We start from the raw sequence: 14,757 nt of genomic DNA on the forward strand, positions 1-14,757 counted from the left end.
TTAATGTCGAATAAAACTATCGAAGAGTTATTGGGTCGATCGAACCGTCTCGGGAGTAATCCGAAGTTCACCAACTATGCAGGTGGAAATACCTCTGCCAAAGGCGAAGCTAAAGATCCATCAACTGGACAAGATGTGGAAGTTCTCTATGTAAAAGGTTCCGGCGGTGATTTAGGCACACTTAAGGAATCAGGGCTTGCTGGTCTCTATCTCGATCGCATGCGCGCTTTGGTTAACGTCTATCGCGGCGTGGAACATGAAGATGAAATGGTTGCACTCTTTGATTACTGCACATTTGGTCGCGGTGGAGCTGCACCAAGTATCGATACTGCGATGCATGGACTGGTTAACGTTGCTCATGTCGATCACTTACATCCAGATTCCATCATTGCACTAGCTACAGCGGCAGATGGACCTGCGCTCACTAAAGAATGTTTTGGAGATGAAATTCTCTGGGTTGATTGGCGCCGTCCTGGTTTCCAACTCGGTCTGGATATTGCAAAAATGGCTCAAGAGAATCCGAATGCTAAGGGCGCTGTCCTTGGTGGACATGGCTTAACAACCTGGGCAGAGACTTCTGCTGAATGTGAAAAGCGTTCCATCGAAGCAATTGAAAAGGCCGAAAAGTTCTTAGCTGTAAAGGGAAAGAGGGATCCTTTTGGGGCCCTCGTAAAAGAATGGGCTCCGCTTTCCCCTGAAGCGCGCAAAGCAAAGGCGGCACTTCTTGCACCGGCACTACGTGGAATCGCATCCATGGATGCACCAATGCTCGGAAGCTTCAGTGATACCGATGTGGTTCTCGATTTCATTTCTCACTCAGAACTCACTCGCCTTGCAGCCCTAGGTACTTCATGTCCAGATCACTTCCTGCGTACAAAGATTTCACCGATGGTTCTTGATACACCTGCAGATGCATCTGTTGAAGATGTAATCGCACGCGCTCATGAGCTTCACGAGAAGTACCGTGAAACTTACGCGGCGTACTACAAGAAGTATGCAAAGCCTGAAAGCCCTGCCATGCGTGGTGCAGATCCACTCATCATCTTGGTTCCGGGCGTCGGAATGTTTAGCTACGGAAAAGATAAGCAGACTTCACGCGTTGCAGGTGAGTTCTATATCAACGCGATCAACGTGATGCGCGGTGCTGAATCGGTTTCTACCTACAAGCCAATCGCTGAATCTGAAAAGTTCAATATTGAGTACTGGGAACTTGAAGAAGCAAAGCTCCGTCGTATGCCAAAGCCAAAGCCATTGGCTGGTCGTATCGCTATCGTCACCGGCGGTGGCTCAGGTATCGGTAAGGCAACTTCACTTCGCTTAGCTGCCGAGGGTGCATGTGTTGTGATTGCAGATCGTGATCTCGAAGCGGCATCTGCAGTTGCTGCTGAAATTGGCGGGCCTGATAAGGCAATTGCCGTCAAGGTTGATGTCACTGATGAAGAAGCAATTATTGCAACTGTTCATGCATCATCTCTTGCATTTGGTGGAGTAGATCTTGTTGTAAATAATGCAGGTCTTTCGCTCAGTAAAGCGCTCGTTGATACAACTGTTGCTGACTGGGATCTTCAACATGATGTCATGGCACGTGGTTCATTCTTAATGTCGCGCGAATCAGCAAAGGCGATGATTGCTCAGAAGATGGGTGGCGACATCGTCTACATCTCATCCAAGAATTCAATCTTTGCAGGGCCTAACAACATCGCATATGGCGCAACAAAGGCCGATCAAGCACATCAGGTGCGCCTACTTGCTGCTGAACTCGGCGCACATCAGATTCGCGTTAATGGCGTAAATCCCGATGGCGTAGTGCGTGGCTCAGGAATCTTCTCATCTGGTTGGGGTGCTAATCGCGCTGCAGTTTATGGAGTAGATGAAGAGAAGTTGGGCGAGTACTACGCACAACGTTCAATCTTGAAGCGCGAAGTATTGCCAGATCACATTGCTGCAGCGGTATTTGTTCTCTGTTCATCTGATCTTGTACTAACAACTGGTTTACATATTCCAGTCGACAGTGGAGTAGCTGCCGCATTTATGCGATAGAACTTTATGTTTGAATTTCTTGCTGTCGATCTTGGTGCAACGAGTGGTCGAGTCGCTATAGGACGGGTAAATAGCGGCTCGATCTCACTCGATGTGGTCCACCGTTTTCTACATGAAGTGATTCCGCAAGAAGATGGTTCGCTCTTATGGGATTGGGATTTAATCCTCACTGAAGTTCTTTCAGGTCTGCGCGAGGCTGTAAAACAATCAGATCCAATTAGTTTGGCTGTGGACTCATGGGCCGTTGATTACGGCTTTATCAGCCCCACACACCAGTATCTGCCTCCAGTTCATGCCTACCGTGATCCCCGTAATGAGATTGCTTATCAAGAGTTGACGCAGAAAATTGGCAAAGAGCGCATTTACTCAACAACCGGAATTCAATTCCTTCCTTTCAATACGATTTATCAGCTTTATGCAGCGAGAGAACTTCCGGAATACAAAAAAGCTGCGAAGTTCTTGATGCTTCCCGATCTGATCAATTTTCTCTTCACCCAAAAACTTTCAACAGAAGTAACTAACGCATCGAGCACGCAAGCTCTTAATACGCGCACTCGTGAATGGGATCGTGAGTTGATTCAACTTGCCGGTGTTCGCGAAGATCTCTTCACGGAATTACATGAGCCAGGAACCTTGATAGGTGTAGTCAGAGGTTTTGATGAGCTTGATGGAATTAATGTTGTGGCTACCGCTTCACATGACACTGCCGCAGCAATTGCAGGCGTTCCCTTCGGAAATCGACTTACAGAGGCGTATATATCAAGTGGCACTTGGTCGCTCGTCGGCGTCGAACTCGATGCACCAGTACTAACCCCTGAAGCTTTTGCAGCGAATGTAACCAACGAACTTGGTGCAGATGGAACGGTACGCGCACTTAAGAACGTCACTGGAATGTGGTTGCTTGAAGAGTGTCGTCGATCTTGGCACGAAGAAGGGCGTGACTATGAGATGCCTGTACTGCTCAAGGCTGCATCCGATGCAAAGTCATTTACAACCCTGATTGACCCTAACGATCCGCTCTTCGCGCCTCCTGGAGGTATGCCAGAGCGCATCCACGCCTACTGTGTCGTACGAGGTCTTACTCCACCAGAAAGTGATGGCGAGTACGCAATCTGCATTCTTAACAGTCTGGCCCACGCCTATAAGAAGACCTTGGCTGAAATTTCAGCTGTCACGGGTCGAAAGATTGAACTCATCCATATTTTGGGAGGCGGTTCACAAAATGATCTCCTTAATCAATTAACGGCAGATATCTGCGGAATTACCGTAAAGACCGGACCAGTAGAGGCGACTCTCTTTGGAAATATCGCTGTCCAGGCCATCTCTGCAGGAGTTGTTGCCAATCTGACCGAAGCCCGCGCACTTATTGAAAAATCCTTTACTTCAAAGGTATTTCAGCCCGCTTAACGATTACCCTAGCGTTTATGAAGTTAGCGCTAGCAAGCATTTCTTATCTCATCACAGCTGTTGCATTAGTCCTTCTTGCAATTCGAGTTCGACAACTCATTGCAATCTATAAGAAGCAACAACCTGATCCAACACGTAGCAACGATAAAGCTGCGCGCTTTAAGAATATGCTCACAGAAGTTCTGGGCCACACAAAGATGCTTAAGTTCACTGGCTCTGGAATTGCTCACTGGTTCGTCATGATTGGTTTCGGTGCGCTCTTCGGAACTCTTGTTACCGCATATGGCCAAGTTATCAACCCTGAATTCGCACTTCCAGTAATTGGCCACTTCGTTGGGTACGAGCTCTTTGCTGAAGCAATTGGCGCACTTACTGGTATTGGAATTGTTACCCTCATTGGAATTCGCCAAGTAACACGATTCCGCATGCTCAATCGCTTTAGCGGTTCAGGAATGGGTAAGGCGTATTACGTCGAAGCAACAATTCTTGCAGTGGTCTTCTGTGTATTTGCACTGCGCGGTCTTGAAGGCGCACTTGCTGGAGAAACAGAATGGAATTGGCATTACGCAATTTCATGGCCAGCAGTTCTTGCATTCAACTCGATGTCGACAGCGTCTATTGAAAGTGCAATCGTCATCGTTGCAACACTCAAGATTGTTGTCTCAATGACGTGGTTTATTGTTATTGCATCAAATCTCACTATGGGCGTTGCCTGGCACCGCTTCTTGGCATTCTTCAATATCTATTACAAGCGCAATATTGATAAGCCTGCGCTCGGCGCACTTCCTGAAATGCTTTCTAAGGGAAAGCCAGTTAACTTCGAAGATCCTGCAGAAGATGATGTCTTTGGCCTAGGTACACGCGGAGATATCTCGTGGAAGGGCTTGCTGGATATGACCAGCTGTACCGAGTGCGGTCGCTGCCAATCTCAGTGCCCTGCTTGGCATACAGATAAGCCTTTATCTCCGAAGCTCTTGATTATGGCTATGCGCGATCACGCTATGGCAAAGGTTGTTGAAACCGAGAACCTTGTCGGCGAGAACGCTCCTATTGCATTAGATGTCTTGTGGTCTTGTACTTCATGCGGCGCCTGCGTTGAAGAGTGTCCCGTCGATATCGAACATGTTGATCACATCGTCAATATGCGTCGTTTCCAGGTTCTCGTTGAATCAGAATTTCCAACAGAACTTGGCGGAACTTTCCGTAACCTAGAAAAGTCAGGAAACCCATGGGGTGCCAATAAGCAAGATCGCGAGGGTTGGATCGCTGAATGCGACTTCCCTGTTCGCGTTGTCAGTGGCGAACTTCCTGAAGAAGTTGAGTACTTATTCTGGGTTGGTTGCGCTGGTGCTTACGAAGAGCGCGCAAAGAAGACAACAAAGGCTGTTGCCGAACTTCTACATATGGCAGGCGTGAACTTCGCTGTTCTCGGAAAGCGCGAGACATGCACCGGAGATCCTGCACGTCGCTCGGGAAATGAATTCCTCTATCAGATTCTCGCTGCCGAAAATATTGAAACCTTTAAAGAGACTTTCGGTAATCGTGGAGTGAAGAAAGTTGTTGTTACCTGCCCTCACTGCTTCACAACGATTGGTAAGGATTACGCGCAGAGTGGTTACGAGCTACAGATGCTCCACCACACTCAGCTGCTCAATACTTTGGTGAAGGAAGGAAAGTTAAAGACTTCACCACATAAGGCTGATCAGAAGATTACTTTCCATGATCCTTGCTACTTAGGTCGCCACAATCAGATTTATGCACCACCACGCGAACTTCTTGAAGCATCTGGTTGCGACATCGAAGAGATGCCGCGTAACCAAGAACGTTCATTCTGCTGCGGTGGTGGCGGAGGCCGCATGTGGATGGAAGAGAAGATTGGTACTCGCATCAACCTCAATCGCGTTGATGAAGCGATTGATACCGGTGTTCCTGAAGTTGCTGTCGCTTGTCCGTTCTGCCGCATCATGGTCGGCGACGGAATGGTTGCGCGTCAATCAGACGTCGAAGTACTTGATGTCGCTCAGGTCTTACTTAGGAACGTGAAGAGCTAAGTAAGAACTTTGTCACAACTGCGCCGGTGATGAGGCCGCCGAGGTGGGCGCGCCAATCGACTCCGCCAATAGTGAAACCGAGGACGAAGTTAAGTCCGATGATCACTAGCGTGCTCTTTACTTCAGCGCCGATTCTGCGGCTGATGACAGCCCATGCTCCAAAGAGTCCGAAGACAGCTCCTGATGCACCGATTGAATAACCACTGTAACCAAGGAACATCGCAGATGTAAGTGATCCACCGATAAGAGATACAAAGAAGATAATCAGGAACTTGTTACGCCCTAAGAAGGTTTCAATCGGTGTTCCAAGTGAGTGCAGCGCGAGCATGTTAAATGCCAAGTGAATTGGAATAGTGCTCGAGTTATCGTGAACCAGGGCTACAGTGATTAATCGGTACCACTCATTGGTGACCTTTAGTAGATCGATTCCATAGAGTGCAAAGGTTCCAATAATCCCTGAATCAACGAGTTCGTAGAGATAAAAGGCGCAGATAACAGTGATCAGAGTTAATACTGCTGAACGCTGCTTCATACCTGTGAAGTATTAAGCGATAGTGACGCTATTGATTACAACTGGTGTGACAGGCTTATCTTGCGCACCTGTTGGAGTTGAACCAATCTTGTCGACGACAGCCTGTGATGCTGCATCTTTTACTTCACCAAAAATTGTGTGCTTACGGTTGAGCCATGTTGTTGGCGCAACTGTGATGAAGAACTGTGAACCATTTGTTCCTGGTCCTGAGTTAGCCATTGCAAGAATGTATGGGCGATCGAATTGAAGTTCGCCGTGGAATTCATCTGCGAACTGGTAACCAGGTCCACCGAATCCCTGACCAAGTGGGTCTCCACCTTGAAGCATGAATCCTGCGATGACGCGGTGAAAAATTGTTCCGTCGTAAAGCTTCTCTGTTGACTTCTTACCTGTGCGTGGGTCTGTCCACTCTTTTGCACCAGTTGCTAGACCGACAAAGTTTTCAACTGTCTTTGGTGCGTGATTAGGAAAGAGTTCGATGACGATATCGCCAAGAGTTGTGTGGAGAGTTGCTGTTGATGACATTTGTTTTCCAATCGAGTGATAGTAAAAATCCCGCCACATGTGACGGGATCTTGAGTGGAGACCAGGGGAATCGAACCCCTAACCCCCGCCTTGCAAAGGCGGTGCTCTACCAATTGAGCTAGGTCCCCGTATTAGAACGGGTGGGCCCAGGTGGACTTGAACCACCGACCTCTTCCTTATCAGGGAAGCGCTCTAACCAGGCTGAGCTATGGGCCCGCAGACGAACTTTCGTGCGTTTGCAGAAGCGCTAGGTTACTTGATTTTCATCAAGTGACCAAAACGGCCTCCATAACTACAGGCGTGAACCCTACTACTTTTGCGTCGAAATCTCATCTTCGCTGTTGCGGGTCACAGATAAGAGGGTCGCACCTTCATCGAGGTTGACCAGGCGAACGCCCATCGAGTCACGGCCTGTCTGGCGGACTTCAGCAGCTGGGGTGCGCATAACGGTTCCGGCAGATGTGATCGCCAGGATTTCATCGCTATCTACTAATACGAGGGCTGAGACAAGAGTTCCGCGAGATTCTTCATCAATCTTTGCAGCCTTGATTCCGATTCCGCCGCGGCCTTGTAAACGATATTCATCGATTGGAGTCTTCTTGCCGTAACCACCATCGGTTGCAGTAAATACAAATGCACCGACAGATGTTTCGGCATCAACACGTGACATGGTCAGAAGTTCATCGCCTTCGCGGAACTTCATTCCGATAACACCTGAAGTTGATCGACCCATTGAGCGAAGTGATTCGTCATCTGTTGTAAAGCGAAGTGACATCGCCTTCTTTGAAACGAGCAGAAGTTCATCACCGTTGCGGACGAGGGATGCAGATACAACTTCGTCGCCGGGCTTAAGTGAAATCGCAATCAAGCCACCGGTACGAGGTGAGTCGTATTCAGAAAGTGGAGTCTTCTTGACGAGACCGTTCTTTGTTGCAAGAACTAAGAATGGAGCTGCGTTGTAATCCTTAAATGAAAGTACCTGTGCAATCTGCTCATCTGGCTTAAATGCCATCAAGTTTGCAACGTGCTGACCGCGAGCATCGCGTCCTGCATCCGGTAGCTCGTGAACCTTTGCGCGATAGACGCGACCTTGGTTGGTGAAGAAGAGCAACCAGTCGTGAGTAGAGGCAACGAAGAAGTGATCGACAACGTCATCTTGCTTGAGCGCTGCACCCTTTACTCCGCGACCACCGCGGCGCTGTGACTTATACAAATCTGCACTTGTGCGCTTTGAATATCCGCCACGTGTAATGGTGACAACGACATCCTGATCTGGAATCAAATCTTCTGCAGAGAAGTCGCCCTCGCTTGCAACAAGCTGTGTGCGGCGTTCGTCGCCGTACTTAGCGATCAAATCTGAAAGCTCTGTCTTGATAATTTCGCGCTGCTTAGCTTCAGAAGCCAAGATTGCGTTGAGTTCGATGATGTCGGCCATCAAGCCTTCGTACTCATCGTTGATCTTCTGGCGTTCAAGAGCTGCAATACGACGAAGCTGCATATCCAAGATTGCATTTGCTTGAATTTCATCTACATCAAGGAGCTTCATCAAACCTGTACGCGCTTCTTCGGGTGTCTTAGATGCGCGGATAAGTGCAATTACTGCGTCCAGTGCATCGAGCGCCTTGAGGTAACCCTTAAGGATATGAGCGCGCTTCTCTTTTTCTACCAAGCGGAACTTGGTGCGGCGAACAATAACTTCGACCTGGTGCTCGATGTAGTACTTGATGAATTCATCAAGGCGCAGTGTGCGTGGCACACCATCGACGAGCGCCAACATATTTGCACCGAATGTGTCTTGAAGCTGTGTCTGCTTATAAAGGTTATTAAGGATTACCTTAGGAATTGCAGAAGATTGAAGAACGATGACGAGGCGTTGGCCAAGACGTTCGTTACCTTCGTCGCGAACATCGGCGATGCCCTTGATCTTGCCATCTTTAACGAGTTCAGCAATTTTAAGAGCCAAGTTATCTGGGTTTACTTGGTATGGAAGTTCAGTGACAACAAGGCATGTGCGCTTGTTGATCTCTTCAACGTTAACAACTGCGCGCATCGTGACTGAGCCACGGCCCGTGCGATACGCATCTTCGATTCCACCGCGACCAACGATGAGCGCCTTCGTTGGGAAATCTGGACCCTTAACAATGGTGAGCATGTGGTTGAGAAGATCAGGTGCTGCCATCTCTGGATGTTCAAGTGCGTAGATAACTGCTTCGCCGATTTCGCGAAGGTTATGTGGCGGAATATTTGTCGCCATACCCACTGCAATACCTGCAGAGCCGTTGACGAGAAGGTTTGGAAAACGTGAAGGCAGTACATCTGGCTCTTGTGAGCGACCGTCGTAGTTAGGTGAGAAGTTGACGGTATCTTCATCGATATCGCGCATCATCTCCATAGCGATAGGCGCTAAACGTGCTTCTGTATAACGCATTGCAGCTGCTGGATCGTTGCCGGGAGAACCGAAGTTTCCGTTTCCATCAACCAATGGATAGCGAAGTGACCAAGGCTGAGCTAAACGAACAACGGTGTCATAGATCGCGGTGTCACCGTGTGGGTGGTAATTACCCATGACGTCACCGACGATACGTGAAGATTTGTAATAGCCCTTATCTGGGCGATAACCAGCGTCGTACATTGCATACAAGACGCGGCGGTGAACTGGCTTAAGACCATCGCGAACATCAGGAAGTGCGCGACCAACGATGACTGACATCGCGTAGTCGAGATAGCTTCGCGCCATTTCGACTTGAAGGTCGACCTTCTCGATGCGATCGAAAGTTACTTCGTCTGGATTCATATCTTCTGTTGTCATTAGATATCCAAGAACCTAACATCTTTAGCGTTGCGCTGAATAAATGCGCGACGTTGTTCGACATCTTCACCCATAAGAACTGAGAAGAGATCATCTGCAGCTGCTGCGTCATCAAGAGTTACTTGAATTAGCACGCGGTGTTCAGGATCCATCGTTGTGTCCCAAAGCTCTTTCGCTGGCATTTCGCCAAGACCTTTAAAGCGCTGGATTCCATCATCCTTTGGAAGACGCTTTCCGGCATCGAGACCAATCTTGATCATGCCATCGCGCTCTTTGTCGCTAAATGCGTATTCGACAGGATCTTTTCCGCCCCACTTCAACTTATACAAAGGAGGCTGTGCGAGATAAACAAAACCATTTTCAATCAGCGGGCGCATAAAGCGGAAGAGCAAAGTAAGTAGCAATGTGCGGATGTGCTGGCCGTCGACATCCGCATCGGCCATCAAAATAATCTTGTGATAGCGAAGCTTTGCGATATCGAAGTCATCGTGAACACCGGTGCCGAGTGCGGTGATAAGTGCCTGTACTTCGTTGTTCTGTAGCACGCGATCAATGCGCGCCTTTTCAACGTTAAGAATTTTGCCGCGAATAGGCAGAACGGCTTGGTTACGTGAGTCGCGACCACCCTTTGTAGAACCACCTGCAGAGTCACCCTCGACAATGTAGAGCTCGCACTTTGCAGGGTCTGTCCACTGGCAATCAGCGAGCTTTCCTGGCATTCCGCGACCTTCGAGCAAACCCTTGCGGTTACGAGCTAAGTCGCGCGCTTTACGTGCAGCAACGCGAGCAGATGCAGCATCAATCGATTTACGAATGATGTCTTTACCTTCTTGCGGATTCTGCTCAAACCATTGTGTGAGGTGCTCATTAACAACTTTTTGTGTAAATGACTTTGCCTCGGTGTTACCAAGCTTTGTCTTTGTCTGTCCTTCAAACTGTGGCTCACCAAGTTTGATAGAAACAATTGCGGTCAGACCTTCGCGAACATCGTCACCTGTTAGGCGATCTTCCTTCTTGCGAATCAAACCTTGTTCTTCAGCAAACTTATTTACAACAGAAGTGAGAGCGGTACGGAAACCTTCTTCGTGTGTTCCGCCTTCGTGCGTGTGAATTGTGTTTGCAAATGTATAGACAGATTCTGAGAATCCGTTATTCCACTGCATCGAAACTTCGAGTGAAAGTCGCGCCTTCTTATCCTCAGCCTCAAGAGCAATTACTGATTTGTGGAGTTCGCCGCGGGTTGAGTTGAGGTGCTTTACAAAGTCAGTGATTCCGCCTTGGTATTGGTAGCGCACAGAAAGCTGCTCGCCCTTTTCGTCGACATGGCCTGGACGCATATCGGTAAGAGACAAGATAAGTCCGCGGTTAAGAAATGCCATTTCGCGGAAACGTGTTGAGAGAACTTCAAATGAGAAATCAACTGTTTCAAAGATATCTGCAGATGGCCAGAATTGAATTGTTGTTCCGGTCTCGGTCGTTGCTTCGCCCTTTTTAACTGGCGCAGTTGGAACACCAAGTTTGTATTCCTGTGTCCAGATAAATCCATCGCGCTTTACCTTTGCAGATAAATCTGTAGAAAGTGCGTTTACAACTGATGAACCAACACCATGGAGACCACCAGAGACTGAGTAACCACCATCGCCGAACTTTCCACCTGCGTGAAGAACGGTGAGAACAACTTCGAGAGCTGGTTTCTTTTCGACTGGGTGAATATCAACTGGAATTCCTCGACCGTTATCGACAACTTGAAGAGATCCGTCGGCCATCAAAGTCACTTGGATTTCAGTACAGAAACCTGCGAGCGCCTCATCGACGGCGTTATCGACGATTTCATAGACAAGGTGGTGGAGGCCGCGTTCGCCGGTTGAGCCGATATACATGCCTGGGCGCTTGCGGACTGCCTCAAGGCCCTCGAGGACGGTGATCGAGGAGGCGTCGTAACCGCCGGATTCCTTCTTCACATCAGCCAAGGGGGGCTCCTTCAAAGTGCCTATGTTGAAATGTCCTGTATGGGGCTGTAGAGCGGTATTTCCTCAACAGCAGGCTGAAATCCTATCGTTAAATGGAAAGTGAAATAACCCTGAAAAGCCTTAGGAGTGGGAAATACCGCGCGAAAAGCGATGGGGTGAGGGTTCCCATTAAAAAGTATGAAAAATCGACCCTATCCACAGGGTTTATCCCCATTGTGTGTGGAGTTACAGGCGTGTAATTCAGCGTTAACTCTTCCACCACCTAATAACTCTCTATTCTCAGCAAAGGCACAGGTTGAGCGAGGACTCTTGAGGCATGACAACCAACACTGCAAGTGAAGCAAAGGGTCAACGCATCCTCGTCGTCGATGACGAGTCAAGCATTAGCGATCTCATCGCAACAAGTTTGAAATTCGTTGGCTTCGATGTGCGCACTGCAGCAACTGGTTCGCAAGCTTTAACAATTGCCGAAGAATTTAAACCACACGCAATGATTCTCGATGTCATGTTGCCTGATCTTGATGGCTTCGAAGTCTGTCGTCAGATTCGCAATGAAGGTATTGAAGTGGGAGTTCTCTTTCTCTCTGCCAAAGATGAGATGAAAGATAAAGTGCAAGGTTTAACAATCGGTGGCGATGATTACATGACAAAGCCATTTAGCCTCGAAGAACTTGTTGCACGTCTGCGTGCGCTCTTGCGCCGAATTGGCGTTGTCGAGCAGAACATGGATGAAGAGAAGATTCGTTTTGCAGATCTCGAACTCGATGAAGCAACTCACGAGGCTCGTCGCGCCGGACATCTCCTTGAACTCTCTCCTACTGAATTTACTTTGCTTCGCTACTTGCTGATTAACGCTGATCGCGTTGTTAGTAAGGCACAGATTCTGGATCACGTATGGGATTACGACTTTGGTGGCGATGCCGGAATTGTTGAAACATATATTTCATACCTGCGCAAGAAGATTGATATCTACGAACCAGCACTCATTCACACAGTGCGTGGCGTTGGCTACCGACTTAGATTGCCTGCTGCAAAGTAGATTCAATGAATTCGCCATTTCGCACCTGGAGCTTACGCAGCAGACTCTCCCTTGGAATTGTTCTGCTCACGGCGCTGGGCTTTGTAGCGGCCAGCTTTGCTACACAATCACTTCTTAAGGGTTACTTGCTCTCACAAGTTGATGAACAATTAGTTGTTATTGCAGAAGCTGCTGTTCCTCGTATTGAACGCGGCGGTATTGCTAACGATGATGATGGCGATGAAGATGACAGACGTCCTGGTCGCGGTTTAGGTCGTGGGCTTGGTGCACCAGCACCACTTTCACAAATACCAACATCTACATCCATCACGGTTCTTGGCCCTGATGGCGTTGTTCTGGGTGGTTTAGGTGGCAATTTAGGCGGCGCATCAATTACTTCATACCTTGCAGGTCTACTGCCTGAAGAGGTTGCAGTACATGGCGATGAAGCATTCACGATCGCAGCTCCTGGTCCTGACTTTCGAGTTATTGCACGTCCACTCACATCTCCTGCTGGAACATTTGTCGCTGCACAAAATCTTGGCGATTTAGAACGAACACTTGCGCGACTCTCATTCTTATTCGGACTTATTGGTTTGGTACTTCTTCTCATGATTGCCGCAGCTTCTCGCGCTGTCATTAAAATTGGTCTTCGCCCATTAGAAGATGCTGAAAAGACTGCCGAAGAGATTGCATCCGGTAACTACTCAGCGCGTATGCCAGAAACAGATCCGGGAACTGAAGTAGGCCGCCTTGTCACATCTTTAAACTCAATGTTGTCGCGTATTGAAAAGTCTTTCTCTATTCAGACCGATAGCGAAAACAAGCTCCGTCGCTTCGTGGCTGATGCTTCTCATGAACTTCGTACACCGATTACTGCAATCCGTGGTTTCTCTGAGCTTCATCGCCAAGGTGCGGTGACTGGTGAGAAAGAGACCGCAGAGCTCATTGCTCGTATTGAAAATGAATCCAAGCGCATGGGTTCATTGGTAGAAGATTTACTTCTCCTTGCTCGCCTTGATCAAGCACGCGAGATGGAATCAAAGCCTGTAGATATCAATAAAGTTGTTGAGGATGCTGTTATCTCGGCACGCGCTGCTGGGCCAGAACATCCTGTTGAATTCATTTCTAAGAGCGATGAGATCTTCACACTGGGTGATGAAGTGCGCATCCACCAGGTCGTTGCAAATCTTTTGGCTAATGCACGCGCACATACGCCAGCAGGTACTCCGATTACAGTTTCGGTTGCTACAACGGATGCGGGCGTTGAAGTTTCAGTTGCAGATAAGGGTCCTGGCTTAAGCGCTGAAGATCAGAATCGAATCTTTGAACGTTTCTATCGCGCAGATTCATCGCGCGTTCGAACAGGCGCAGATGGCAGTGGACTTGGTCTTTCAATTGTTGATGCAGTGATGCGCGCCCATGGAGGCTCAGTTTCGGTGAAATCTACGCCCGGAGAAGGCGCAGCTTTCGTACTTCTATTCCCTGCTAGGGCCGAGTGACTCCATCGCCTTCAAAGTGGCGATACGTTCCTGAATCGGTGGATGAGTACTAAATAATTTAGAGACAGTTTGTCCATCGAGTGGTGATTCAATCCAGATATGCGCAACTGCATTTGATTTCTGGCGCACCACAGTTGAATCCGCAGCAAGAACTTCAAGTGCTTTGCGAAGTCCTGCAGGGTTACGCGTAAATGAAACTGCAGTGGCATCTGCCAAAGCTTCACGCTTACGTGAGATTGCAGATTTCAATAACATCGCAGCAAGTGGTGCGAGAATCAAAACAACGAGTGAGAAGACCAGCATAAGCGGGTTTGAATTTCCGCCACGGTCGCGATCGCGTCCGCCGCCAAACCACATCATACGAGTAAGGAAATCGCTCAAGATGGCGATGGCACCTGCTGTTGTTGCAGCTACGGCTGAAACCAAGGTGTCACGGTTTGCCACGTGTGACATCTCGTGGGCAATTACGCCCTGTAGTTCGTCGCGATCCATGACCTCGAGAATGCGAGTAGTAAATGCAATAAGCGCGTGTTCAGGATTTCGCCCCGTTGCAAATGCGTTTGGCGCACTATCTTCAACGATGGCAACCTTTGGCATAGGTAGACCGCTTGCGATAACAACTTCTTCAATGACGTTAAAGAGTTCGGGGGCATCTTCGCGTGTAATCAACTTTGCACCCGTCATGGTGAGAACTAATTTGTCAGAGCCGTAATACGAGCCCCACACACCAATAAGTGCAAAACCAACTGCCATCGGCACCATTGTTGAAGCGGTTCCGACTCCGAAATATGTCATCGCTGCATATGCAACGAGCCATGTCAGAACACCCATCGATGCCAGAAGGAAATAGGTCTTTCCCTTATTGGCAGATTGAAGTGCGCGGAAGTTGTTCTCAGCCATTGG

The 14,757-nt window shown here is 48.5% G+C and carries 10 protein-coding genes and 2 tRNA genes; 5 read left to right on the plus strand and 7 right to left on the minus strand.

Annotated features, from left to right (window positions below):
• Positions 1 to 3: 3 nt before the first annotated feature.
• The 3 genes from AC8GFK_RS06975 to AC8GFK_RS06985 are packed head-to-tail and all read left to right on the plus strand — an operon-like array spanning position 4 to position 5,498.
• Positions 4 to 2,040 carry a bifunctional aldolase/short-chain dehydrogenase gene (locus tag AC8GFK_RS06975; RefSeq protein ID WP_506625167.1) on the plus strand — a complete coding sequence of 679 codons (2,037 nt, stop codon included), beginning with the start codon at positions 4 to 6 and terminating at the stop codon, positions 2,038 to 2,040.
• Positions 2,041 to 2,046: 6 nt separating this feature from the next.
• On the plus strand, positions 2,047 to 3,447 hold the full coding sequence (locus tag AC8GFK_RS06980; RefSeq protein ID WP_506625168.1) for a rhamnulokinase: 1,401 nt from the start codon (positions 2,047 to 2,049) through the stop codon (positions 3,445 to 3,447).
• Positions 3,448 to 3,464: 17 nt separating this feature from the next.
• Positions 3,465 to 5,498: a 4Fe-4S dicluster domain-containing protein gene (locus AC8GFK_RS06985; RefSeq protein WP_506625169.1), complete on the plus strand. Its 2,034-nt coding sequence runs from the start codon at positions 3,465 to 3,467 to the stop codon at positions 5,496 to 5,498.
• On the opposite strand, the gene AC8GFK_RS06990 is transcribed toward AC8GFK_RS06985, so the two are convergent.
• The 6 genes from AC8GFK_RS06990 to gyrB form a co-directional block, all read right to left on the minus strand.
• Positions 5,479 to 6,030, minus strand: a complete 552-nt coding sequence (locus AC8GFK_RS06990; protein ID WP_506625170.1) for a rhomboid family intramembrane serine protease — start codon at positions 6,028 to 6,030, stop codon at positions 5,479 to 5,481. The two genes, AC8GFK_RS06985 and AC8GFK_RS06990, sit on opposite strands and share 20 nt — an antisense overlap.
• 12 nt (positions 6,031 to 6,042) lie before the next feature.
• A complete protein-coding gene (locus tag AC8GFK_RS06995; RefSeq protein WP_426829605.1) occupies positions 6,043 to 6,555 on the minus strand; it encodes a peptidylprolyl isomerase in 513 nt (170 codons plus the stop codon).
• A gap of 55 nt (positions 6,556 to 6,610) precedes the next feature.
• Positions 6,611 to 6,683, minus strand: a tRNA-Ala gene (locus tag AC8GFK_RS07000).
• A 13-nt stretch (positions 6,684 to 6,696) separates the two neighbouring features.
• Positions 6,697 to 6,771 (minus strand) — tRNA-Ile (locus AC8GFK_RS07005).
• Positions 6,772 to 6,865: 94 nt separating this feature from the next.
• Entirely contained in the window at positions 6,866 to 9,364 is a 2,499-nt protein-coding gene (gene gyrA / locus AC8GFK_RS07010) for a DNA gyrase subunit A (RefSeq protein WP_506625171.1), read from the minus strand.
• Positions 9,364 to 11,334, minus strand: a complete 1,971-nt coding sequence (gyrB, locus tag AC8GFK_RS07015; protein WP_506625172.1) for a DNA topoisomerase (ATP-hydrolyzing) subunit B — start codon at positions 11,332 to 11,334, stop codon at positions 9,364 to 9,366. Before gyrB ends, gyrA begins: the two co-directional genes overlap by 1 nt.
• 316 nt (positions 11,335 to 11,650) lie before the next feature.
• Here gyrB and AC8GFK_RS07020 point away from each other — a divergent pair, with 316 nt between their 5' ends.
• Positions 11,651 to 12,373: a response regulator transcription factor gene (locus AC8GFK_RS07020; protein WP_095674122.1), complete on the plus strand. Its 723-nt coding sequence runs from the start codon at positions 11,651 to 11,653 to the stop codon at positions 12,371 to 12,373.
• A gap of 5 nt (positions 12,374 to 12,378) precedes the next feature.
• A complete protein-coding gene (locus AC8GFK_RS07025) occupies positions 12,379 to 13,854 on the plus strand; it encodes a sensor histidine kinase (RefSeq protein ID WP_506625173.1) in 1,476 nt (491 codons plus the stop codon).
• On the opposite strand, the gene AC8GFK_RS07030 is transcribed toward AC8GFK_RS07025, so the two are convergent.
• Complete coding sequence (locus tag AC8GFK_RS07030) at positions 13,831 to 14,754, minus strand: M48 family metallopeptidase (RefSeq protein WP_506625174.1); 924 nt, start codon at positions 14,752 to 14,754, stop codon at positions 13,831 to 13,833. The two genes, AC8GFK_RS07025 and AC8GFK_RS07030, sit on opposite strands and share 24 nt — an antisense overlap.
• Between the last annotated feature and the right edge of the window lie 3 nt (positions 14,755 to 14,757).

The sequence above is a fragment of the Planktophila turicensis (SeqCode) genome, from assembly GCF_965234405.1.
Lineage (GTDB): Bacteria > Actinomycetota > Actinomycetes > Nanopelagicales > Nanopelagicaceae > Planktophila > Planktophila turicensis.